Below are 20,382 nucleotides of genomic sequence, written 5' to 3' on the forward strand. Positions count from 1 at the left end.
CCGACACCTGTCCCCATTTCATTGGTTCCGGGTCCGGGGGGGCGCCCCGCCCGGGGTCCCGGGCCGGGGCGGCGCCCTCATTCCCCCCTTGCACGGAAAGGACGCCCCGTGACCGACCCCGGCCACCTGTTCACCCGGACGCTGTGCGACATCGTGGGTCGGGAGGCCCTCACGACACGCCTGTCGGAGGAGTTCGTCTTCGCCGACCTGGGGGCGGACGCGGTGCGCACGCTGCTGACCTTCGACGACCTCAACGGGGTGTTGGCCGCGTGTTCGCCGGAGCCGCCGAGGCTGCGGCTGCACCGGGACGGCTCACCCGTGCCGGTCGACCGCTACACCGAGACGGCGACCGCGTCGCGGACCGAACGCCGGGTCGTGCGGCCCGAGGCGCTCTACCGGGAACTGCGCGCGGGGGCGAGCCTGGTCCTGGACGGGATCGACAGGATGCACCCGCCGGTGGGTGCGGCGGCCGACGACCTGATGCGCCTGGTGCGCGAGCGCGCGCAGGCCAACCTGTACCTGATCTGGGGCGAGTCGCGCGGTTTCGACACCCACTGGGACGACCACGACACCGTGATCGTGCAGGTGGAGGGCACCAAGCACTGGCAGGTGCACGGGCCGGGGTCGCGCTCCTTCCCGATGAAGAACGACCTGGACCACGACCACACACCGCCCCGTGACGCCGACGGCGAACTGCACCTCGTGTGGGAGGGGGTACTGCGTCCGGGCCAGGTGATCCACGTGCCGCGCGGCTGGTGGCACACCGTGACCGGGACGGGGCAGGTGAGCATGCACCTGACCTTCGGATTCACCCGGGCGACGGGGGTGGACTGGGCGGACGCCCTGGTGCGGCGGCTGTTCGCGGAGGAGGAGTTCCGGCGGGACCTGCCCCGCTTCTCCGACCCGGATGTGCGGCGCAAGCACCAGAACGAGCTGGCGGCGCGGCTGGTGGAGCTGGCCGAGGAGTGGGACGTGGACGACTTCCTGGAGGAGCGGGACGCCCGGTTCCCGCGCAGGACGTCGTTCTCGCTGCCGTGGCCCGCCCAGGAGGGGGCCCCGTCCACCGAGGCGCGGGTGGAGTTCGTTCCGATCCTGCCTCCGCCGGTCGTCCGCGAGGGCGAGCGGGTGGCGGTGTCGGTGGGCGGTCGACGGTACCGGTTCCCCGCGGAGGCCGAACCGGTCCTGGCGGTGCTCGCGCGGCACCGGTCGCTGACGGTGGGTGCGCTGGCCCGACGGGCGGACGTGGACGCGGAGCGGACGGCGGAGATCGTGGCGGCGCTGGCCAGGCACCACCTGGTGCTGGTGCGCTGACCGTCCGCGGGGGCGGGAGCGGGCGGTCCGCCTCCTGCCCGCCGCGGGCCGCCCCCGCGGCGCCTACCCGGCGGGGGTGTTCCCGGCGCCGGTCGGACCTCCGGCGCGCACGCGCTCGACGTAGACCTCGATGCCGTCCAGGACGCGGTGGATGGAGAAGTCCAGTTCGTCGGCGGGGCCGCCGAGCCGGTCGGGTTCGCCGGAGGGCGGCCGCTGGTCCAGCACAGCGCTCTCCAGCATCAGCGCGATCGTGGGGAACTCCTCCGCCGTGACGACCCTGCGCAGTCCGCTGCTGTAGTCGCGCTCGGCCTCGGCCATCGTGCTCCCGGCCTCGCGGGCGACCCGCGCCATGTCCCCCTCGATGCGGAGCGTGTCGCGCACGAGGGAGGAGAGCATCGCGAGCATCTGGAGCGCGTTGCCGACATCGAGCCCGGAGCGGACGATCTCGCGCAGGCCCGCCTCCATCCAGCGCAGGCCGTTGGGCCCGGCGGGCGGCCCGCTGAGCGTGAGCCGGATCGCCCAGGGATGGCGTCGGTACACCTCCATCACCCGGTGGATCCACTCCTCGACCCCGGCCCGCCACCCCCGGTCGGCGCGCGGTTCGGGCGGGGTCCCCTCCAACGCCCGGTCGCTCATGAGGACGAGCATGTCCTCCTTGCTGTCCACGTGCCGGTACAGGGACATCGTGGTGTAGCCGAGCTCCCGGGCCACCCGCTGCATGGAGACGGCCTCCAGGCCCTCCAGGTCCGCGACGGCGACGGCGGCGTCCACGACGGCCTCCCGGCTGAGCTTGGGTCTGGGCCCGCGTCTGGGCGCCGGCCGGTCGAACCCCCACAGGAGGTCCACCTCCCGCGCCGTCCGGTTCGTCGGCTGTTGCTCGGTCGTCATACCCCACCAGTCGTCGCCCGCGTCTCGTCGTCTGCCATGCCACGTTGACATCCATCCTAAAACTGTGTATCTCTTACACAATAACGTGTACGACATACACAATTAAAGGAGCACGCGTCATGCCCCACTCCTCCCCGGCCATCCACGCCGAGGGACTGCGCAAGCGCTACGGCACCACCTCGGCCCTGGACGGCGTCGACCTGACGGTCCCCCAGGGAACAGTCCTCGGGCTGCTCGGCCCCAACGGCGCGGGCAAGACCACCGTCGTGCGCACGCTGGCAACGCTGCTGCGGCCCGACTCCGGTCACGCCCTCGTCGCCGGGTACGACGTGGTCGCCCAGGCCGACCTGGTCCGCGCGGAGATCGGACTGACCGGCCAGTACGCCTCGGTGGACGAGCTCCTCACCGGCCGCGAGAACCTGGTCATGTTCAGCCGCCTGTACGGCTTCGCGCCCCGCGCCGCCGCGGAGCGCGCCGCGGTTCTGCTGGAGCGCTTCGACCTGGTCGAGGCCGCCGACCGCCGCGCCGCGGGCTACTCCGGCGGCATGCGCCGCCGCCTCGACCTCGCCGCGAGCCTGGTCCAGGAACCCAGCGTGCTGTTCCTGGACGAGCCCACCACCGGCTTGGACCCGCGCAGCCGCATCCAGGTCTGGGAGTCGGTGCGGGCCCTGGTCGCCTCCGGCACGACCGTGCTCCTCACCACCCAGTACATGGAGGAGGCAGACCAGCTCGCCGACGCCGTCGCCGTCATCGACCACGGCCGCGTCATCGCCGAGGGCACGCCCGACGCCCTCAAGTCCCAGGTGGGCGGCGACCGGCTCGACGTGCTCGTCCGCGACCCCGCCGACCTGGAGGCCGCCGCCGAGGTCCTGCGCTCCGCCGTGGCCGCGCCGGTCGGCGTCCACCGCGAGGAGCAGCGCGTCAGCGTTCCCGCCGAGGACCGCATGGCCGTGCTCACCCGGGCCGTACGCGCCCTCGACGCCTCCGGCCTGCGCGTGGAGGACGTCAGCGTGCGCCGCCCCACCCTCGACGAGGTCTTCCTCGGACTCACCGGCGTGTCCTCGGCCGACCGCTCCGGGAACCCGCGCACCGACGACACCACACCGCAGGAGTACCGATGACCGCCCCCGCCCCCGTCACCACGAGCACCCGTCCGCCGTACCGTCCCGGCCTCGCCGGAGGAGTGCGCAAGGCCTGGTCGGACATCCTGGTCCTGGCCCGCCGCAACGCCCTGCACATGGCCCGCGACCCCTTCGAGCCGGTCATCGCGATCACCATGCCCGTCATGATGGTCCTGCTCTTCGGCTACGTGTTCGGGAACGTGATGGCCCCGCCGGGTGCCGAGGACTACCGCGCGTTCCTGGTCCCGGCGATGGTCGCGATGGTCATGGTCTACGGCGTCGGCGGCACCGCCTCCGGCATCGCCCGGGACACCGACCGCGACGTGATGAGCCGGTTCCGCTCCATGCCCATGTCCCCCGTGGCCGTCCTGAGCTCCCGTGTCCTGTCCGACATGGCCCGTGCGTGCGTCGAGGTGGCCCTGCTGCTCGTCGTGGGGTTCGCGATGGGCTGGCGCGCCGAGAACGGGCCAGGCGGCGCCGCCGCCGCGATCGGGGTGCTCCTGCTCTTCCGACTGGCACTGGTGTGGCTGGGCGTGCTGATGGGCCTGGTGCTGCCGACGCCCGACTCCGTGAGCATGGTCGTCTACCCGCTGGTCTTCCCGCTCACCGTCCTGTCGACGAGCTTCGTCCCGTCCTCGGCGATGCCGTCCTTGCTGGCCCCGGTGGCCGAGTGGAACCCGCTGTCGGCGGTGGTCACCTCGACCCGGGACCTGTTCGGGAACCCGTCGCTGCCCTCTGACGCCTGGCCCGCCGAGAACGCGCTGCTGCTGGCCGTGGCCGTCCCGCTCGCCGTCATCGTCGTGGCCGCACCACTGGCCGTACGCCGCTTCCGGCGGCTCAGCCGCTGACCCGACACACCACTTCGCGCCGGCCCTGTCCCTCCCCCTCGCCGGGGTGAGCGTTCCCCCGCTGTTCGCGGAGCGGTGGCTCAAGTACCGCCGCCCCTGCGGACCGAGAACCGCGTGACCGGCCGCGGAGCCGCTGAAGTACCGGCGCTCCGCGGCCCTGCGGGGCAAACGAATCCGGACCAGGGTTTGCGCGCACAGGGGCCTGCGGCCCGCTGTGCCGGGAAGGATTCGGGACACCCCTGCGTTCTTTGCGACACAGCCGGTCGTTAGGGTAGCCTCACTTAAGAGGTGCGAACGGCCTCGCTCCCCTGGGAGCTGAGTTGCGACACCGCACACGGCAGCACCAGCGATGAAGGGCAGGTTCTCCGGTGACTCCAGACCCGCTCGACGCGCTCCGCGACGCCTGCGCCGGGCTCAGGTTCGCGCCTCTGCCCGAGCTCGTCGCCTTCGACGACCTCTACCGTGACGGGACTCACGGCGTGCAGTGGTACCGGTCCGACGTTCTGGAGTCGGAGGGCTGGCTGCCGATCCTGTTCGACAAGCTGCGGACCGAGCACGGTCCCGGGCACCAGCTGCCGGCCGCCACCAACTTCCTGCGGGTCACCCTCCGCGAACCGATCTTCCTGGTCTCCGCGTCCCTGTACCTGACCGGGAGGGCCCCCCTCCTGACACCGGACACCCTCTACCTGCCCTGGGACACCGCCCAGGCGCGGTTCCGCACCCCCGCCTCGGTCGACACACGGCTGGCCGTACTGCCGGACGACCCGGCGGCGAACCACCCCGGTACGGTGGTCGCCCGCGACGAGGACGAGCTGCTGCGGCTGGCCGCCGAGAGCCTGTTCGCCACCTTCTCGCCCCTCATCGGGGCCCTGCACGCGCACTCGCGCGCAGGTAGGCGCACCCTGTGGGGCTGGGTGCTCGACACCCTGCACTTCTACATGCTCAATCCGGCCCGCTACCTGGGACGGGACGCGGAGGAGGCCTGGGGCCTGGCCACCCAGCTGGCGGACGCGGTGGTCGAGGCCGGTGCCGTGACGCGCAAGCGGCCCCGGCTGTTCCCCTTCGCCCCCGACAACCCGCGTGGCACCTGGGCGGTACGGGGCACCTGCTGCTTCGACTACAAGGGCGACCCCGAGCACGGCTACTGCACCACCTGCCCCCTCAAGTGCGACGGAGAGCGCCAGGAGGTCCTGGCCGAGTGGCTGCGCGACCCCGCGCTGGCCCCCTGACGGGCATGCCCCCACCGCCGGGCCGGTGCCGGCCCCGCTGTCGGGCTCAGGTGACCGGCGCTTCGACAGGCCCGCTGTAGAAGGGCTCGAAGACGACGCGGTCCGCGTCGACGTTCCCCTCCACCGTGACCGCGCCCGACGTGGTCTGCCCCGGGGCGAGGGTCTGGGCACCGAGTTCGTTGGCGTCCATGCCGATGGCCTCGCTGGTGCTGTGGACGGAGCCCTCCGCGTCCACGATGCTGAAGTAGAGCGGGTTGACGTCCAGCTGCTCCTCACCGGCGTTGGTGACCGACACGGCGACACTCGTGAAGACGCCCTCGTCGTAGAGCGGGCTCGGTTCGAAGTCGGCGCCGCTGGCGGTGAGCTCCGCACCCAGGGTCTCGGTCAGCCCGCCGTCCCCCGGCGCCTGGGGTCCGGTCCCCTCCACCTCCTGGTCTCCGACGCCCGCCGAGATCAGGGCGATCGCCGTGCACCCGCCGCCGAGGAGCAGCAGGAGCAGCAGGACGCCGCAGCCGATCCCGATGATCTTGCCCCAGGGGGTGGGCCTGGTCTCCGGGGGTCCGTAACCGCCCTGGGGCGGGTAGGTGTGGCCGCCCTGCGGCTGCCAGTCCTGACCGTAGGCCGGGCCTTGGCCGTAACCGGGCCCCTGGCCGTAGCCCGGCGCCTGGGCCTGCCCGTAACCGGGCCCCTGGCCGTAGCCCTGTCCCTGGTCGTGTGCACCGGGAGGGAGGTACCCGGGCTCCGGGGCGAAGCCGGGGCCCTGCCCGGTCGGGTAGCCGCCCGCCTCGGCGTAGCCGGGTCCCTGGCCCGAGCTCCAGTCCCCCGGCAGGGGGCCGTCGGCCGGGTAGCCGCCCGCACCCGTGTCGGAGGCGTCCGCCTCGCCGTGGCCGGGCGCGTATCCGGCGTGCTCGTAGCCCGCCTGCGCGAGCCCGTTGGGACCCTCGGAGAGTTCGCCGGGCTCCGCCTGGTACGGATGCGCACCGGCGAACCGCTCCTGTGGGGGGTGCCCGTCCGTCGCCCGGTCCCGGGCGTGGCGGCCTCCCTGCCCCTGTTCTCCCGGGGTCACCGTTCCGCGCGGAGGAGGCTGCCGCATGTGCGGGTCGTGGTGGGGGAACTCGTGCGGCGGTTCACCAGGGGGCTGCTGACCGCCCTCGATCGGGTCGCCCGGGTCCCCGGGCCGCCACTCCTCCGGCGGGTGGTGGTTCACCGGGTCCGGTCGTGGTTCCGACTGTTCCCCTGGCCCGTCCTCGGGCTCCCGACCGGTCACTGAGAACACCCCCCTGTCAGCGGAATGCGCCCACCGAGGCCGGTAGGCGCCCCAAAACTGCACGGTAACCGCGGGTCACCAGCCCGCAGGACAGCTTCGGGGGCGTTTCCGGTAAAGGTCCGGATGTGTTTTACGCAGACCTGGTCACGGGGCGGCAGAGACGCTCCGGGACCGGGCCGACAGAGCGCGCACCGCGAGCACGAACACCGGGACGGTGAACAGCGCCGCGAACAGGTTCAGTCCCCCGAACCCCGCCTGCGACAGCACGACACCGGACAGCGCACCCGCCGCGGCACCACCCAGGTTCATGGTCAGGTCGCTGACCCCCTGCACCCGCGGGCGCACGTCGGCCGACAGTGACTCGGCCAGCAGCGCGGTCCCGGCCACCAGTCCGAACGACCAGCCCAGACCCAGCAGGACCAGCCCCGTCGTCACGAGCACCTCGTCGTGTCCGGCCGTTCCGGACACGGCCGTGGCGACCAGCAGGATCACCTGGCCTGTGAGGAGTACCGGGATCCTCCCGAACCGGTCGGTGAGCCAGCCCACCACCGGGGACAGGCCGTACATGCCCGCGATGTGCAGGGAGATGGTCAGTCCGATGACGGTCAGTGCGGCGCCGTGGTGGGACATGTGCACCGGCGTCATCGTCATGACCGCGACCATCACCGTGTGGCTGGCGACGATACCGACGATCGCGAGGAGGGCGCCGGGGCTGCGCCCGACCACGCGCAGGGCTCCGGTCACGGACAGCCGCACTCCGGCGGGGGCTCCGCTGCGGGCCAGCTCCGCCGTGGCGGTGCGCAGGGGGTCGGGGCGCAGCAGGGCGAAGATCAGGGTCGCGCCGATCACGAACCCGGCCGTGGTGAACACCACCGGGCCGAGCAGCTCGGGCAGACCGAGGCGGGCGGCGACCCGCCCGCTGGGGCCGATGAGGTTGGGGCCCGCCACCGAGCCCACGGTGGTCGCCCACACCACAACGGACAGGTCGCGGCCCCGCGTGCCCTCCGACGCGAGGTCCGCGGCCGCGTGCCTGGACTGGAGGTTGGTCGCGGTCCCGGCTCCGACCAGCACCATCCCGGCCAGGAACAGGGCGAACGTCTCCAGGACGGTGGCGGCGATGACGGTGGTGCCGCCGACCGCCCCGAGCACCCAGCCCAGGGTGAGGCCGGGCCGGCGTCCGTGGCGGGCGGCCAAAGACGCGAGCGGCAGGGCGAACACGGCGGCGCCCAGGGTGATCATGGTGGTGGCCATCCCGGACCAGGTGTCCGAACCGGTCAGGTCGAGCACGATGAGCGCACCGACGGCGAGCATGGCGCCCATGCCGATGCCGCCGACGACCTGGGCGAGCATGAGGACGAGGACGGTACGGCGCTGGATGCGGGCGCGTGTCTCCTCGGAGAGCACCTCTCCGACATGGGGTGTTTCTGTCGACACGAGGCCTGCTCTCCGATTCGTCCTATGGATAGAGGAATCGTAACCGCCCGTCCGCGGAGGAGGACGAATCGGGTGGCACGCCGTTCGACGGCGTGCCGGGCTCGGTGGTCGTCCGGGCTGGCCCCGGGGGCGGCCGCGTCCGCCCGGGTCTACCGGGCGGTGGCGGTCCTCGCCCCTACCCCGGCGCGCCGCCACAGCCGGGGCAGCGCGCACACCGGACTTCGGCACAGGCCACGGGCACCTGGTGCCCAGGCGTGACCGATGAGCGTCAGAGTGGGTTCAGGCGGGCCTTGAGCAGGCAGAACTCATGACCTTTGGGGCCGCCTCTGGCCGTGTACCAGAGGGCTGACCGGCTTCGGTGCACGACTACCCGCGACCGTAGCGCCAGCGCAGGAAGTCGTGCTCGCGTTCGACGTAGCGCATCTCCGCGTAGAGGGTGTGCGGGTCGTGCGCACTGATGACGACGCCGCTCTCGGGGACCACCGGCCAGCACGCGAACGCCCAGAAGCAGCGGGTGTAGCCACCCCAGACGACGACCCACGCCCCCTGCTTCTGCCATTCGATGTGTTCGGCTATCCGGCGCTGTTCCTCGTCTTCTGTGTCGTCCATGCCGACTGTGGCCATACCCGGCGCCGGGAGAAGCCGATCAGGCCGGAATCGGCCAGTTTGCATGGGTTGTCAGTGCGCACCGTAGGACCGCGGACACACGAGGCGCCCGTGCAGGCGCCGTGGGCGCGGGCACGGGCCTCCACCCCGTACGGACCGGGGCCGGTCAGCGCCCCGCGACCAGCCCCGTGTCACCGGGAACCGGCTCCGCCGCATCGTTGCCCAGAGCAACGATCCTGTTGTCGCGGTCCACGTGCACGATGTGCTGCACGTGCCCGGCCCGCTCCACCTCGTCGACCTGGGCATACCCGATGATGATGACCAGGTCGCCCGGGCTCACCAGGCGCGCGGCGGCGCCGTTGATACCGATGACACCGCTACCGCGCTCACCCACCAGGGCGTAGGTCACCAGCCGGGCACCGTTGTCGATGTCGACGATGTGGACCTGTTCCCCCTCGACGATGTCGGCGGCCTCCATCAGATCGGCGTCGATCGTGACGGATCCCACATAGTGCAGGTCGGCCTGGGTGACCGTGGCGCGGTGGATCTTGCCGTTGATCAGGGTGCGCAGCACTGCTCGATCCTCGTTTCAGCCGTCGTGCGAACTACAGGCCCCTCGGGGTCCCGTGCGTCTTCCATGATGACCCCGCCCGGTCACCACTGCGACCACCGGGGCCCCACAACGCCGCGAACACCCCCGACCCGCCGGGTGTTCCCCACCGCACCCGACGGGTCTACGCGGGGAACACCCCTAGTTGAACGAGGAGTAGGCGACCACACCGCGGCGCACGAGGTCGGCGGCCTTGCGCGCGGTGGAGCGCACCTCCGCGTCCCCTGTGGCCCCGGCGATCTGGCTGAGCATGTCCACCAGCATCTTGGCGGTGCGTACGAAGTCGCCCGCGGGCATGTCCGCCTGGCGCAGGATGTCGTCCAGCCGGTCACCGCGCGCCCACCGGTGGGCCGTCCACACGAACCCCAGGTCCGGCTGGCGCAGGAACGTCACCCGGTGCCGGGACTCGACCTCGTTGAGCTCACCCCACAGCCGCAGCATCTCGGCGAGGGTCTCCTCGATCGTCCCGGCCGGGATGCGCGGGTAGGCGTCGTCGTTGCGGCGCGCCTCGTAGACCAGGGAGGCCACGATCGCGGCCAGCTCCACCGGGTTGAGGCTCTTCCACACCCCCCGGCGCAGGCACTCGGCGACCAGCAGGTCCAGCTCCGAGTAGATCTTGGCCAGACGACCCCCGTCGTCGGACACGTTGTCCCCGGACAGGTACTCCAGGTCCTCCAGGACACCGCACACCCGGTCGAAGGTGCGGGAGATGACGTGTGAGCGGCCCTCGACCCGGCGGCGCAGCGACTCGGTCTCACGGCTCAGCCGGAAGTACCGCTCCGCCCAGCGGGCGTGGTCCTCCCGGTCCGCGCACCCGTGGCAGGGGTGCTCGCGCAGTTCCGTGCGCAGCCGCAGCACCTCGGCGTCCTCGCCCGCGTCGCGTCCGCCCCGCTCGTAGACCGGGTCGGTGCCGCGCTCCTTGAGCTTGTTGCGCAGTGTGGAGGCCAGGTCCTGGCGGGACCTGGGCGACTTGGCGGAGAACGACTTGGGGATGCGCATCCGCCCGGACGGGTGGACCGGGACGGTGAAGTCGGTGGCGTTGATCCGCTTGACCTGCTTGTCCGCGGTGAGCACCAGTGGCGCGGGAAGGTCGTGGCGCAGCCCGGGGTCGAGCACGACCGCGTGCCCGGAGAAGCGGCCCGACGGGATGCGGATGATGTCGCCCGGCCGCAGTTTCTCCAGGCTCTCCAGGGCGTCGTCCCGGCGCTGCGTGGAACGGTTCCTGGCGAGCATGGACTCCCGGTCGCTCAGCGCGCGGCGCAGCGAGGCGTACTCCATGAAGTCGCCCAGGTGGCACTCCGCGGCCCTGGCATAGCCGTCGAGCGCCTCCTCGTGCTTGCGCAGCTGCTTGACCAGGCCGACCACGGCGCGGTCGGCCTGGAACTGGGCGAAGGACTCCTCCAACATGGTGCGGCTGCGCCGACGGCCGACCTGGCCGACCAGGTTGACCGCCATGTTGTAGGACGGCTGGAAGCTGGAGTTGAGCGGGTAGGTGCGGGTGCCCGCGAGGCTGGCGACGGCCTCGGGGTCGGTCCCGGCCTGCCACACCACGACGGCGTGGCCCTCCACGTCGATGCCGCGGCGTCCGGCGCGACCGGTGAGCTGCGTGTACTCGCCCGGAGTGAGCTGGACGTGCGCTTCGCCGTTCCACTTGTCGAGCTTCTCGATGACCACGGTCCGCGCGGGCATGTTGATGCCCAGGGCGAGGGTCTCGGTGGCGAACACGGCACGGATGAGCCCTCTGGAGAACAGGTGCTCGACGATCTCCTTGAACGTCGGGAGCATCCCCGCGTGGTGGGAGGAGATGCCCGCTTCCAGGGCGCGCAACCACTGGTCGAAGCCGAGCACCGTCAGGTCGGCCGGGGGGATGTCGGCGCACCGGGTCTCCGCGTACTCGCGGATCTCGGCTGCCTCCTCCGGGCTGGTGAGCACCAGGCCCGACGCCACGCACTGGCGGACGGCGTCGTCGCAGCCGGCCCGGCTGAAGATGAAGGTGATGGCGGGCAGCAGGCCGTCGTCGTCGAGTTCCTCGATGATGGCGGGCCTGGAAGGGGGCGTGAACCGCGACCTCGGGCGGATGTTGCCGCGGGCCCTCGACTGCGGGTGGCGCCGCCGGTTCGCCAGCTGCGTGACCCGGGAGTCCTCCTCCGCGAACCGGACCAGGGTCGGGTTGATCCGCAGTTTCTGGCCGCCGACCTCGATCTCCCGGTGCGGTTGGGGGCGGCGGCGCTCGCGTTTGCGCTTGCCCTTGTTCCGGCCCTCACCGGAACCGGGCCCCTCCTCCTGACCGGTGTCCTCCTCCATGTCCACGAACAGGTCGTGGACGCGGTTGCCGACCATGACGTGCTGCCACAGCGGCACCGGCCGCTTCTCGTCGACGATGACGGTCGTGTCGCCGCGCACCTGCTGCAGCCACTCGCCGAACTCCTCGGCGTTGCTGACGGTGGCGGAGAGGGCGACCATACGCACCGACTCGGGCAGGTGGATGATCACCTCCTCCCACACCGCGCCGCGGAAGCGGTCGGCGAGGTAGTGGACCTCGTCCATGACCACGTAGGCCAGCCCTGCGAGGGTGGAGGAACCCTCGTAGAGCATGTTGCGCAGCACCTCGGTGGTCATGACGACCACGGGTGCCTCACCGTTGACGCTGTTGTCACCGGTCAGCAACCCGACCTGGTCGGCACCGTAGCGTTTGACCAGGTCGTTGTACTTCTGGTTGGACAGCGCCTTGATGGGCGTGGTGTAGAAGCACTTGGTGCCCTCGCTGAGGGCCAGGTGCACGGCGAACTCGCCGACCACGGTCTTGCCGGACCCGGTCGGCGCGGCCACCAACACCCCGTGACCGTTCTCCAGGACCCGACAGGCCCTGACCTGGAACGGGTCGAACTCGAACCCGTAGAGGCCCTGAAAGGCCTCGATGGCGGAGCTGGAGGCGGCCTGACGCCGCCGGAAGGCGGCGTACCGCTCGGAGTGACTACTCATATGGCCTCCAGCCTATGAGGTCAGCTCCAACATCTCGACCGATTTCGGTACGACCTCGCAGACCAGTGGCGGCTCTCCGACCCGCTCGCCGTCGGCGTAGGCCGCGCCGGACTCGGCGCGGATGGTGACGGAGCGGCCGCGTTCGACCACCACCTCGTCGAGCCCGATGTGGCTGCCGTTGAAGACGCGGGGGAACACGCGGAGGAAGCGGCCGAGCGGCCCCTCCCGGACGAAGACCACGTCGAGGAGGCCGTCGTCGGGTTCGGCGTCGGGGCACACGTGCATGCCGCCGCCGTAGGTGCTGGTGTTGCCGACCGCGACGAGCATGCCGGGTTCGGCGATGATCCGCCCGTCCACCTCGATCTCGAAGTCGACGGGTGCGAAGGAGCGCAGCTCGGCCAGGAGGCCGACGACGTATCCGGTGCGGCCGATGCTGAACCGGAAGTTGTTGACCCGTTCGTTGACCCGGGCGTCGAAGCCGCAGGCCAGGACACTGAGGTAGTAGCGCTGGGTGCCGTCGGCCAGGGTCAGGCGCACGGCGTCGACGGGGCGGGTGCGCCCGCGCAGGATCGCGGCGGCGATGTCGCGGGCCGATCCGCGCGGCCGGCCCAAGGCGCGGGCGATGTCGTTGCCGGTCCCGGTCGGGACCACGGCCAGGGGAACACCGGTCCCCACGACCCCTTGGAGGGCCTGGTGGACCAATCCGTCACCGCCGACGGCAACGAGGGCGTCGGGGCGGTCGGAGGCGGCCAGCCGGGCCATCCTGCGGCTGTCGGAGGCCGAGCTGCCGGTGTAGACGTGCACCCGCGCTCCGGCGTCGCGGAGCGCCTGCTTGAGCCTCACTCCGGTGACGGCGGCGCGGCGCCTGCCGGAGTTGGGATTGACGAGAAGAGCGATGTGAGGGGGCATACCAGTCCTTGCTACCCCAGAAGGGACAGGGAGGGGGTTCGGAGCTGTGGAGCTCGCCCGCGCACCCTCGCGCCCGGGTGCGCGCGGGGGTTCAGGAGGTTTCGGAGGCCTCGGTCCGCTTTTCCCGCTGTTCGGCTTGCTCACGCTGGCGGCGATGGTATTCCTCCATCGCCTTCGGGGTGTTCAGGGGGGAGGGCACCCACGCGACCTCGACGTCGACCTCGCCGTTCTGGATACGGCGCTCCTCCTCGGTGAGGTACTCCTCGGGGATGTCGAACTCGCCGTCACGCGCGCCCAGGACGAAGGCGTCCCACTCGGCGGGTGTGAAGTACAGCGTGCCCTTCTCGGGGGACTTGCCGTCGCGTACGGCGCGGAAGCCGTCGTCGAAGGTCGCGACCTCCACGACCGCCTCGGACTCCTCCTTGGACAGGGAGGAGCGCATCCACACCGCGTCGGTGGTGTCGTGCCACTTCTCGTTGCCCATGGCCTCGGGAGGGAGCTCCCGTCGGGCCTCGGTCCGCTCACTCATCGAAATTCCCTTCTCCACGGCCTGGGTCGGCCCGTGGTGCGCCGGGCCGACGAGGGGGCGATCCCGCCCCACCGCCCGACCCTAACGCGTGACGGGGCCGCTCATGAGCGTTTTCCGGATTCTTCCCCGACATCGGGCCCGTCCAGGGGGGCCGGGGTCTCGTCGAGTTCGGAGACCTCGTCGTCGTCCAGGTCGGCGTAGGGGTCGTTGCGCTTCTTGCGACGGTCGTTGAGGAAGGCGAACAGTTCGGCGATCTCGAACAGGACGACGAGCGGCACGGCCAGCGCGAGCATGGAGATCGGCTCTGCCGGGGTGATGACCGCCGCGACCAGGAACGAACTGAAGATGATGACGCGGCGCCACTTGGCGATGGCGGCGTGCGGGAGTACCCCGGAGATGTTGAGCAGGACCACCAGCAGGGGCAGCACGAAGCCGACACCGAACATGCCCATCATGATGAGCATGTAGTCCAGGTACTCGCCGATGGTCAGGAAGGGGTCCGCGTCCTCGGGGAGGAACCCGAAGAGCATGGTCAGCGCCATGGAGGTGACGGCGTAGGCCAGGGCGGCGCCCCCTGCGAAGAGGAGGGCGGCCAGCGGCGCGAAGATGTAGGCGTACTTCTTCTCGCGCCCGTGCAGGGCGGGGGCGACGAACGCCCACAGCTGGTACAGCCAGAACGGTGCGGAGACGAGCGCCCCGACGAACAGCCAGACCTTGAAGGCCACGAAGAACGCGTCGAAGGGGCCGGTGACGATGAGGGAGCAGTCGTCGGGTCCGTTGACCTGGGACACGGGGAGGGAGCAGTAGGGCTCCACCAGGAACGCCCACACGTAGTCGTAGACGAGGTAGCCCACGACCGCGCCCAGGGTCAGCGCGATGCCCGCCTTGGTCAGCCGGCTGCGCAGCTCGCGTAGGTGCTCCATGAGCGGCATCCGGGCCTCCGGATTGGTCGCCCGGCCTCGTGCGCTCATCGTGTGGTCACTCTCTTCTCCTCCGGGTCCGCGCCGTCGGCGCGGATTCCCCTGACAACCGTGCGGCGCGGCACCCCTGGTGTGCGCCGCGCCCGTGTCGCGCCCGCCTCCGGGCCTGTGGGGAGCCTGGTCACGGGTGCGGTCAGCCTCTCGGCGCGGGACGTCCCGCGGCCGCGTCGTGGGACGCGCCGCTGACGCGGAGCCGCGGCGTCACGCGGTGCCGGGGCACCGCGGAGCCGGCCGCTCCGGTGTCCGAATCAGTTGCCGTACGTGCGGTGGGTGGTCTCACCGGACTCGTCGACGATGCGCTGGCCGGGGGGCAGCTGCGGGTAGTTCTGCTGCTGGGGCTGCTGGGGCTGCTGCGGCGGCTGGTGCTGCTGCTGCCCGGCAGGGGGGTTCTGCTGCTCGGAGGCCTGTTGGGTCTGGGCCCCGTTGGCCTCGGCGTTGTCGTCGTCGTCGACCAGGCCCTTGCCCTCGGCCTTGAGGATGCGGGCACTGCGTCCCAGGGATCTGGCCAGATCCGGAAGCTTCTTCGCTCCGAACAGCAGCAAGGCCAGAATCGCCAGAATGGCGATGGTAGGTCCGTTGAACGGTCCCATGGTTCTACCTCTCTGTGGGGCGCGAACAAGCGCCTTCGATGGTACGCGTATCCGAATGCGGGTCCATCATTCCCCCGCACGGCTTCGACCGACGCGCTCACGCAGGTCATCACTGCTCGCCCGGTACTCGCCCGACACCCGTGTCACCCGCTCGGACAGCACACCCGCGGCGCGGCACACCCGCAGCGCGAGGGCCGCGACGAGGGCCGTTCCGACTGCGAACACACCGAACAGGACGGCGAGGACGATCACCCGTTCACCTTATCCCTTGCCAAGTGACAGCCACCCCTGACCCCGGTGAACAGCTGGGCCTCACTCGGGCGACGAAGTGGTCTCGACCAATTTCCCACAGGTTTGTTCCGTGCGGTAGTGCTCCAGCGCCCGCAGTGCCTCGGCGCGTGCCTCCTCGGCGAGCGCTTCGGGCGCCACCACGCGCCCCTGCGGCCCCAGCATCAGCGCGAGGCGCACCACCCAGGCGGGCGCCGGGGTGCGCAACGTGGCGCGAACCCCTCCCCCGGGGAGTTCGGTCACCGACTCGCACACGTAGTCCTCGGTCACCCAGCCGGCCGTGGGCTCCAGGTCGAGTGTGACCTGGGCGTCGCGGTCCGAGCGCTGGAGCACCCCTGCGGACAGGTCGCGGCGGCCCACCCCCTCGGGCACCTGGGCGGCGTAGGGCAGGACGGTCAGCTCCAGGACCCTGTCCAGGCGGAACAGGCGCACGTCCTCGCGCAGGTGGCAGTACCCCTCCAGGAAGTGGTAGCCGTCCTGCACGACCAGGCCCATGGGATCCACGTCGCGTTCGGTGACCTGGTCCAGGTATCCCGACAGGTAGCGCAGGTGCAGGCGCTGCCCGGCCTCCAGCGCGTCGGCGCAGCGGCGCTGGGTCCGGGCGACCTGCTCGTCCCCTTCCACCCGTACCTGGACCGAGTCGGCCAGGGATCCCAGGGCCGCCCCGGCCGCGGTGCGCAGCTTCTCCCCGACCCGCTTGAGCGCGCCGACCTCCAGCCCCTCGGTCTCGGGGAGCGTCTCCAGCAGGGACAGGCCCACGACCAGGCTGGCGGCCTCGTCGGCGGTGAGCCGGAGCGGCTGGGCGAGCGTGTCGGCGTTGGCGATGATGATCTCGCCGGTCTCCTTCGCCGCGTCGAGGTCGACGTCGATGAGGTCGCCGGGGGTGTAGCCGGGCAGACCGCACATCCACAGCAGGCTGAGGTCGGCCACGACCTGCTTCTCGCTGAGCCCGAAGTGCCCGGCGACCTCGGGCACGCGCACGTCGCGGCCCAGGGCGTAGGGCACCAGCATGAGCAGTCGGCGTAGCTGGTCGGCGGAGCGGGGCCCGCGCGCGGGGGCGTCGGCCTCCCCGGTGCCGCTGCCCCCGACGGGCTCCGCCGTGGCGGACGCGACGGTGTCGACCGTGGCCGCCAGGTGGGCCGCCATCGCCTCGCGGGCCCCGGAGGGCTCGACGACCTCCGCACGCGATCCGAACGAGGCGACGTGCCTGACCAGCGCGGGGGTGTCGGAGTAGGGGTAGCTGAGGGTGTCCCAGCCGTTCCCCGAACCGTCCCGCTCACCGGGGACGACGCGCAGGGCGCGGCGGCGCAGGGCGTGCGCGGAGTCGGCGCGCACCCGCAGGATGGCGGTGCGCTCGGGCTCGGCCGTCTGACCGGCGACCACGGACCGCAGGTCGACGCCCTCGGGAATGACCACGTCGGGGCCTTCGCGCAAGACGGTCACCTCTCCGCGGACGCGGCCCAGGCGGAACACCCGTCGGGCGCCGCGCAACCGGTCGTGGCCGACCACGTACCAGTGGCCGCGCAGGTTGACGATGCCCCAGGGTTCGATCTCGCGGGTCTCGGTCTCGGCCTGCCCCGGCTTGCGGTAGTCGAAGGAGATGGGCCGCCGGTCCCGCACCGCCTGCCAGACGGGACCGAAGGAGGGTTCGTCGGTGCGCATCGCGGGGGTGAGCCCGGGTGCGGCCTCGCTGTCCACCGGCACTCCGGCGGAGCGGAGCTTGAACAGGGCGTTGGCCGCCGCCTCGCCCAGGGAGGCGTGCCTCCAGGCGCGAGCGGCCAGACCCAGGACGAGGGCCTCGTCGGGGAGGAGCTCGATCTCCGGCAGCTCGTAGTCGGAGCGGGAGATGCGGTAGCCCTCCTCTCCGCTGATCGCGTCACCGGTGCCCACCTGGATGGGGATGCCGCTGTCGCGCAGCTCGCGCTTGTCGCGCTCGAACATGCGCTTGAACGCCGACTCGGTGTCGGCCTCGGCGTACCCGTGCACCGTCTGCCTGATCTCCTGGGCGGTCAGGTGGCGGCGCGTGGACAACAGACAGATGACGAGGTTCAGCTGTCGTTCCGTCTTCCTGCGAGACATCGTCCGCACCCTTCTCGCCCGCACATGGTGGATTGACCGGCCGGGGCGCGCGTTGGCGCGTCGTCCCTCGCCGGTTCAGCAACGACGGTACCGTGCCTGGCATGATCCGGTGGCGCCGTGGTGAAGTCCGTCAGCTCCTCCCCTCCTGGCCGGGAGTCGCCCTGTCCCTGGTGGCGGTGGACACCGCCCCCGGAAGGAGCACCGACACGACCGGTGGCGCCGGACCGGCCCGGCGCCCCGCTCCCGGGCCCGGCGGGGAGGGCACCGCGACGACGTGCCGCGCGCTCGCCTACACCGACCTGGTCGGAACCCCGCGGGTCGGGGACACCGTCCTGCTCAACACCGGCGCCCTGGACCTGGGGCTGGGGACGGGCGGGTACGCGCTGGTCGTGGCGGTCCCGGACCGGCTGCCCGTCGACCAGGAGAGGCCCGGGCACCTGGTGAAGGCCCGCTACACACCGCTCCAGGCCACCGTTCTGGGCGCCGACGAGCAGGGCTCGCCCCACCACGACGTGCTGCGTTCGGCCGACGGCGTGGACGGCATGCCCGTGGTGGTGGCCGACCTGCACTCGGCCCTGCCCGCAGTGGTGGCGGGGGTGCGCGCGGAGCGGCCGGACGCGCGGATCGTCAACGTGATGCTGGACGGCGGGGCCCTGCCCGCAGCGTTCTCACAACTGGTGGGCATCCTGCGCGAGGAGGGCCTGATCGCGGGGTGCGTGACCACCGGGCAGACCTTCGGAGGCGACCTGGAGGCGGTCACCCCGCACTCGGGGCTGTTGGCCGCCCGGCACGTGATGGGCGCGGACGTGGCGGTGGTGTGCCAGGGGCCGGGCAACCTGGGCACCGGTACCCCCTGGGGTTTCTCGGGGGTCTGCGGCGGCGAGGCGGTGAACGCGGCGGCCGTACTGGGCGGCCGTCCGGTGGCCTCGCTGCGGGTGAGCGAGGCCGACGAGCGCGAGCGCCACCGGGGGGTGTCGCACCACAGCCTGACCGCGTACGGGCGGGTGGCGCTGGCCCGCGCCGACGTGGTGGTGCCGGTGCTGCCGGGGGCCTTCGGTGAGCGCGTGCGCTCCCAGGCGCAGGCGCTGGGTTCACGGCACCGCCTGGTCGAGGTCGGTGTCGGCGGCCTGGAGGAGGCACTGCTGGCGCTGCCGGTGAAGGTCTCGACGATGGGCCGCGGACTGGACGAGGACCGCGCAGCGTTCCTGAGCGCCGCGGCTGCGGGCCGCCACGCGGCCGCTCTGCTCTAGGCACGCCCCACGCCGCCGTACGGGGCCGGGTGCCACCGGACCCGACCCCGGGGACCCTCGGGCGGCGGGGGACGCCAGCGGTGTATCCGGGAGCCGCACAGGGGCCCGCGCCCGGCCGCGGCCCGTTCCGCCGCACCGGCCCCGGACCTGTGCCGGGTGCCGGGTGCCGGGCCTCAGGCGTTCTGGAGCGCGTCCGGACTCGGCGACTGACCGGGCACCGGCGCCCTCCGGGTGGAGGCGAGCATGTGCACGGAGGGCACGTCGAAGTAGGCCCCGGGTCGAAACATCGCCAGAGAGGTCGGCTCCGCCCGCACACCCTCGTCGACCCGCAGCGCGTCGGGCACGAACACCGTGCCGTCCCCGCAGGTGATCCCCCACCTGCGCCCCTCCCCTGCCGCGACGACCTGGCCGGGTCCCCCTCCCCGCGCCCGGCCCTCCAGCCCTCCCCCGCACAGGGTGATCCGGGCCCCGCCGAACATCGCGAACGCCCCCGGGTAGGGGTCGGCGAGCGCCCGCACCATCCGGTCCACGTCGCTTCCGGCGGCGGTGAGGTCGAGGTGGCCGTCACTCGGACGCCGGTGGGGCCACACCGATGCGTGGCCGGCCTGCGGGCGCCGCGGGGCGGTGCCCTCCAGCAGGTCGTCCAGGTGCTGCACCAGCAGCTCCGCCTGGATGTGGCCGACGCGTTCGTAGAGGCCGGTGGCGGTGACGTCGGCCGCGAGGTCGAACCAGTGCTGGTCGACGATGTCGCCGGTGACGGGCTCACGCTCCAGGTGGAAGAGGGTGACGGCGCTGGAACGCATGTTGCGAAGGATGGTCCACGGGATGGGTGCTCGGCCCCGCCCGACCGGGAGCGGCGACGGGTGCAGACCGACCGCGCCCAGCGGGAGTGAGGCCAGGACCTGCTCATGGATCAGCTGCGACCACCCCGCGACGACCATCAGCTCGACCTGGTGCGCGGCGAGTGCCTCCCGCACCTCGTCGGAGTTGACGTCGGCAGCCCGCACGTGCGGCAGGTCGTGGCGGCGGGTGACGGCCTCGTAGTCGAGGTAGCCGGAGCGGTGGGCCAGTTCGGCCGGGTAGGACACCACCAGGCTCGGCGGACGCCCTTGGGCGCAGAGTTTCTCCAGGGCCGGAACCCCGAGACGTAGTCCCGACACGTAGCAGTAGCGCCGCCTGTCCGACATGGCTCCCCCTTGCCCGTCCACGGTTGCTCCGACTCTACGCACCGGTCCCGGCCCGGGCCGGGACCGTGTTCCCCGGGCGTGTCCCCCGTGCCGTGCGCGCGCCCGGCAGCGCGCACCGCCGAGTGCCGCCCTCCCGGTCCGGCGCCTCGAAGGACCTCGCCTTCAACCCCTCAAAACCCACGATCCCCGCAACTCCCTGAAATCCAGGGTGTTGCGGGGATCGCCAGAACCCGTGAGGCCCACGGGGGCGTTGGTACGCGTACGCGCGGAGGGG

Annotated in this window: 18 protein-coding genes; 5 read left to right on the plus strand and 13 right to left on the minus strand. The window is 72.1% G+C overall.

Translation table 11 applies throughout. The features are described 5' to 3' along the window. Positions 1-108: 108 nt before the first annotated feature. Positions 109-1,311, plus strand: coding sequence for a JmjC domain-containing protein (locus tag ACFWTE_RS08470; RefSeq protein WP_378778666.1), 1,203 nt, complete (start codon positions 109-111; stop codon positions 1,309-1,311). Between the two features lie 63 nt (positions 1,312-1,374). Here the strand turns inward: ACFWTE_RS08470 and ACFWTE_RS08475 are convergent, their stop codons facing one another. Continuing rightward, entirely contained in the window at positions 1,375-2,199 is an 825-nt protein-coding gene (locus ACFWTE_RS08475; RefSeq protein ID WP_378778667.1) for a TetR/AcrR family transcriptional regulator, read from the minus strand. A 119-nt stretch (positions 2,200-2,318) separates the two neighbouring features. On the opposite strand from ACFWTE_RS08475, the gene ACFWTE_RS08480 reads away from it, so the two are divergent. From ACFWTE_RS08480 to ACFWTE_RS08490, 3 genes are all read left to right on the plus strand, one after another. Further along, the gene (locus ACFWTE_RS08480) at positions 2,319-3,320 is read left to right on the plus strand and encodes an ATP-binding cassette domain-containing protein (protein WP_378778668.1); all 1,002 of its coding nucleotides are present in this window, start codon (positions 2,319-2,321) and stop codon (positions 3,318-3,320) included. After that, on the plus strand, positions 3,317-4,168 hold the full coding sequence (locus ACFWTE_RS08485; RefSeq protein ID WP_378778669.1) for an ABC transporter permease: 852 nt from the start codon (positions 3,317-3,319) through the stop codon (positions 4,166-4,168). The genes ACFWTE_RS08480 and ACFWTE_RS08485 overlap by 4 nt, the downstream gene beginning before the upstream one ends. Before the next feature lie 368 nt (positions 4,169-4,536). Next, complete coding sequence (locus ACFWTE_RS08490) at positions 4,537-5,397, plus strand: (2Fe-2S)-binding protein (protein WP_378778670.1); 861 nt, start codon at positions 4,537-4,539, stop codon at positions 5,395-5,397. Positions 5,398-5,443: 46 nt separating this feature from the next. On the opposite strand, the gene ACFWTE_RS08495 is transcribed toward ACFWTE_RS08490, so the two are convergent. The 11 genes from ACFWTE_RS08495 to ACFWTE_RS08545 all read right to left on the minus strand — a co-directional run bounded on the left by ACFWTE_RS08495 (position 5,444) and on the right by ACFWTE_RS08545 (position 17,671). Beyond that, entirely contained in the window at positions 5,444-6,604 is a 1,161-nt protein-coding gene (locus ACFWTE_RS08495; RefSeq protein WP_378778671.1) for a DUF4352 domain-containing protein, read from the minus strand. A 204-nt stretch (positions 6,605-6,808) separates the two neighbouring features. Then, positions 6,809-8,098, minus strand: a complete 1,290-nt coding sequence (locus ACFWTE_RS08500; protein ID WP_378778672.1) for an MFS transporter — start codon at positions 8,096-8,098, stop codon at positions 6,809-6,811. A 366-nt stretch (positions 8,099-8,464) separates the two neighbouring features. Then, positions 8,465-8,722, minus strand: a complete 258-nt coding sequence (locus tag ACFWTE_RS08505) for a hypothetical protein (RefSeq protein WP_378778673.1) — start codon at positions 8,720-8,722, stop codon at positions 8,465-8,467. 148 nt (positions 8,723-8,870) lie between these two features. Continuing rightward, positions 8,871-9,278: an aspartate 1-decarboxylase gene (gene panD, locus ACFWTE_RS08510; RefSeq protein WP_378778674.1), complete on the minus strand. Its 408-nt coding sequence runs from the start codon at positions 9,276-9,278 to the stop codon at positions 8,871-8,873. Between the two features lie 177 nt (positions 9,279-9,455). Then, positions 9,456-12,296 carry a DEAD/DEAH box helicase gene (locus tag ACFWTE_RS08515; RefSeq protein WP_378778675.1) on the minus strand — a complete coding sequence of 947 codons (2,841 nt, stop codon included), beginning with the start codon at positions 12,294-12,296 and terminating at the stop codon, positions 9,456-9,458. Between the two features lie 12 nt (positions 12,297-12,308). Beyond that, a complete protein-coding gene (locus ACFWTE_RS08520; protein ID WP_378778676.1) occupies positions 12,309-13,205 on the minus strand; it encodes a diacylglycerol/lipid kinase family protein in 897 nt (298 codons plus the stop codon). 91 nt (positions 13,206-13,296) lie between these two features. Continuing rightward, positions 13,297-13,734, minus strand: a complete 438-nt coding sequence (locus ACFWTE_RS08525; protein WP_378778677.1) for a DUF397 domain-containing protein — start codon at positions 13,732-13,734, stop codon at positions 13,297-13,299. Positions 13,735-13,835: 101 nt separating this feature from the next. After that, positions 13,836-14,666 carry a twin-arginine translocase subunit TatC gene (tatC, locus tag ACFWTE_RS08530; RefSeq protein WP_378778729.1) on the minus strand — a complete coding sequence of 277 codons (831 nt, stop codon included), beginning with the start codon at positions 14,664-14,666 and terminating at the stop codon, positions 13,836-13,838. Positions 14,667-14,962: 296 nt separating this feature from the next. Then, entirely contained in the window at positions 14,963-15,304 is a 342-nt protein-coding gene (gene tatA, locus ACFWTE_RS08535) for a Sec-independent protein translocase subunit TatA (RefSeq protein ID WP_378778678.1), read from the minus strand. Positions 15,305-15,370: 66 nt separating this feature from the next. Continuing rightward, complete coding sequence (locus ACFWTE_RS08540; RefSeq protein WP_378778679.1) at positions 15,371-15,556, minus strand: hypothetical protein; 186 nt, start codon at positions 15,554-15,556, stop codon at positions 15,371-15,373. A 60-nt stretch (positions 15,557-15,616) separates the two neighbouring features. Beyond that, positions 15,617-17,671: a helix-turn-helix transcriptional regulator gene (locus tag ACFWTE_RS08545; protein WP_378778680.1), complete on the minus strand. Its 2,055-nt coding sequence runs from the start codon at positions 17,669-17,671 to the stop codon at positions 15,617-15,619. Positions 17,672-17,772: 101 nt separating this feature from the next. On the opposite strand from ACFWTE_RS08545, the gene ACFWTE_RS08550 reads away from it, so the two are divergent. After that, positions 17,773-18,921 carry a DUF3866 family protein gene (locus ACFWTE_RS08550; protein ID WP_378778681.1) on the plus strand — a complete coding sequence of 383 codons (1,149 nt, stop codon included), beginning with the start codon at positions 17,773-17,775 and terminating at the stop codon, positions 18,919-18,921. 173 nt (positions 18,922-19,094) lie between these two features. Here ACFWTE_RS08550 and ACFWTE_RS08555 read toward each other — a convergent pair whose 3' ends face one another. After that, positions 19,095-20,108: a methionyl-tRNA formyltransferase gene (locus ACFWTE_RS08555; RefSeq protein WP_378778682.1), complete on the minus strand. Its 1,014-nt coding sequence runs from the start codon at positions 20,106-20,108 to the stop codon at positions 19,095-19,097. Positions 20,109-20,382: the final 274 nt, after the last annotated feature.

The organism is Nocardiopsis sp. NPDC058631 (assembly GCF_042716955.1).
Classification (GTDB): Bacteria; Actinomycetota; Actinomycetes; order Streptosporangiales; family Streptosporangiaceae; genus Nocardiopsis.

What these genes read in the sequence shown, in the direction of transcription:
- ACFWTE_RS08485 (WP_378778669.1), top strand. Translation starts at nt 3,317, where the DNA reads ATGACCGCCCCCGCCCCCGTCACCACGAGCACCCGTCCGCCGTACCGT.
- ACFWTE_RS08520 (WP_378778676.1), bottom strand. Translation starts at nt 13,205, where the DNA reads ATGCCCCCTCACATCGCTCTTCTCGTCAATCCCAACTCCGGCAGGCGC.
- tatA (WP_378778678.1), bottom strand. Translation starts at nt 15,304, where the DNA reads ATGGGACCGTTCAACGGACCTACCATCGCCATTCTGGCGATTCTGGCC.
- ACFWTE_RS08555 (WP_378778682.1), bottom strand. Translation starts at nt 20,108, where the DNA reads ATGTCGGACAGGCGGCGCTACTGCTACGTGTCGGGACTACGTCTCGGG.
- ACFWTE_RS08515 (WP_378778675.1), bottom strand. Translation starts at nt 12,296, where the DNA reads ATGAGTAGTCACTCCGAGCGGTACGCCGCCTTCCGGCGGCGTCAGGCC.
- ACFWTE_RS08525 (WP_378778677.1), bottom strand. Translation starts at nt 13,734, where the DNA reads ATGAGTGAGCGGACCGAGGCCCGACGGGAGCTCCCTCCCGAGGCCATG.
- tatC (WP_378778729.1), bottom strand. Translation starts at nt 14,666, where the DNA reads ATGCCGCTCATGGAGCACCTACGCGAGCTGCGCAGCCGGCTGACCAAG.
- ACFWTE_RS08480 (WP_378778668.1), top strand. Translation starts at nt 2,319, where the DNA reads ATGCCCCACTCCTCCCCGGCCATCCACGCCGAGGGACTGCGCAAGCGC.
- ACFWTE_RS08505 (WP_378778673.1), bottom strand. Translation starts at nt 8,722, where the DNA reads ATGGCCACAGTCGGCATGGACGACACAGAAGACGAGGAACAGCGCCGG.
- ACFWTE_RS08550 (WP_378778681.1), top strand. Translation starts at nt 17,773, where the DNA reads ATGATCCGGTGGCGCCGTGGTGAAGTCCGTCAGCTCCTCCCCTCCTGG.
- ACFWTE_RS08475 (WP_378778667.1), bottom strand. Translation starts at nt 2,199, where the DNA reads ATGACGACCGAGCAACAGCCGACGAACCGGACGGCGCGGGAGGTGGAC.
- ACFWTE_RS08545 (WP_378778680.1), bottom strand. Translation starts at nt 17,671, where the DNA reads ATGTCTCGCAGGAAGACGGAACGACAGCTGAACCTCGTCATCTGTCTG.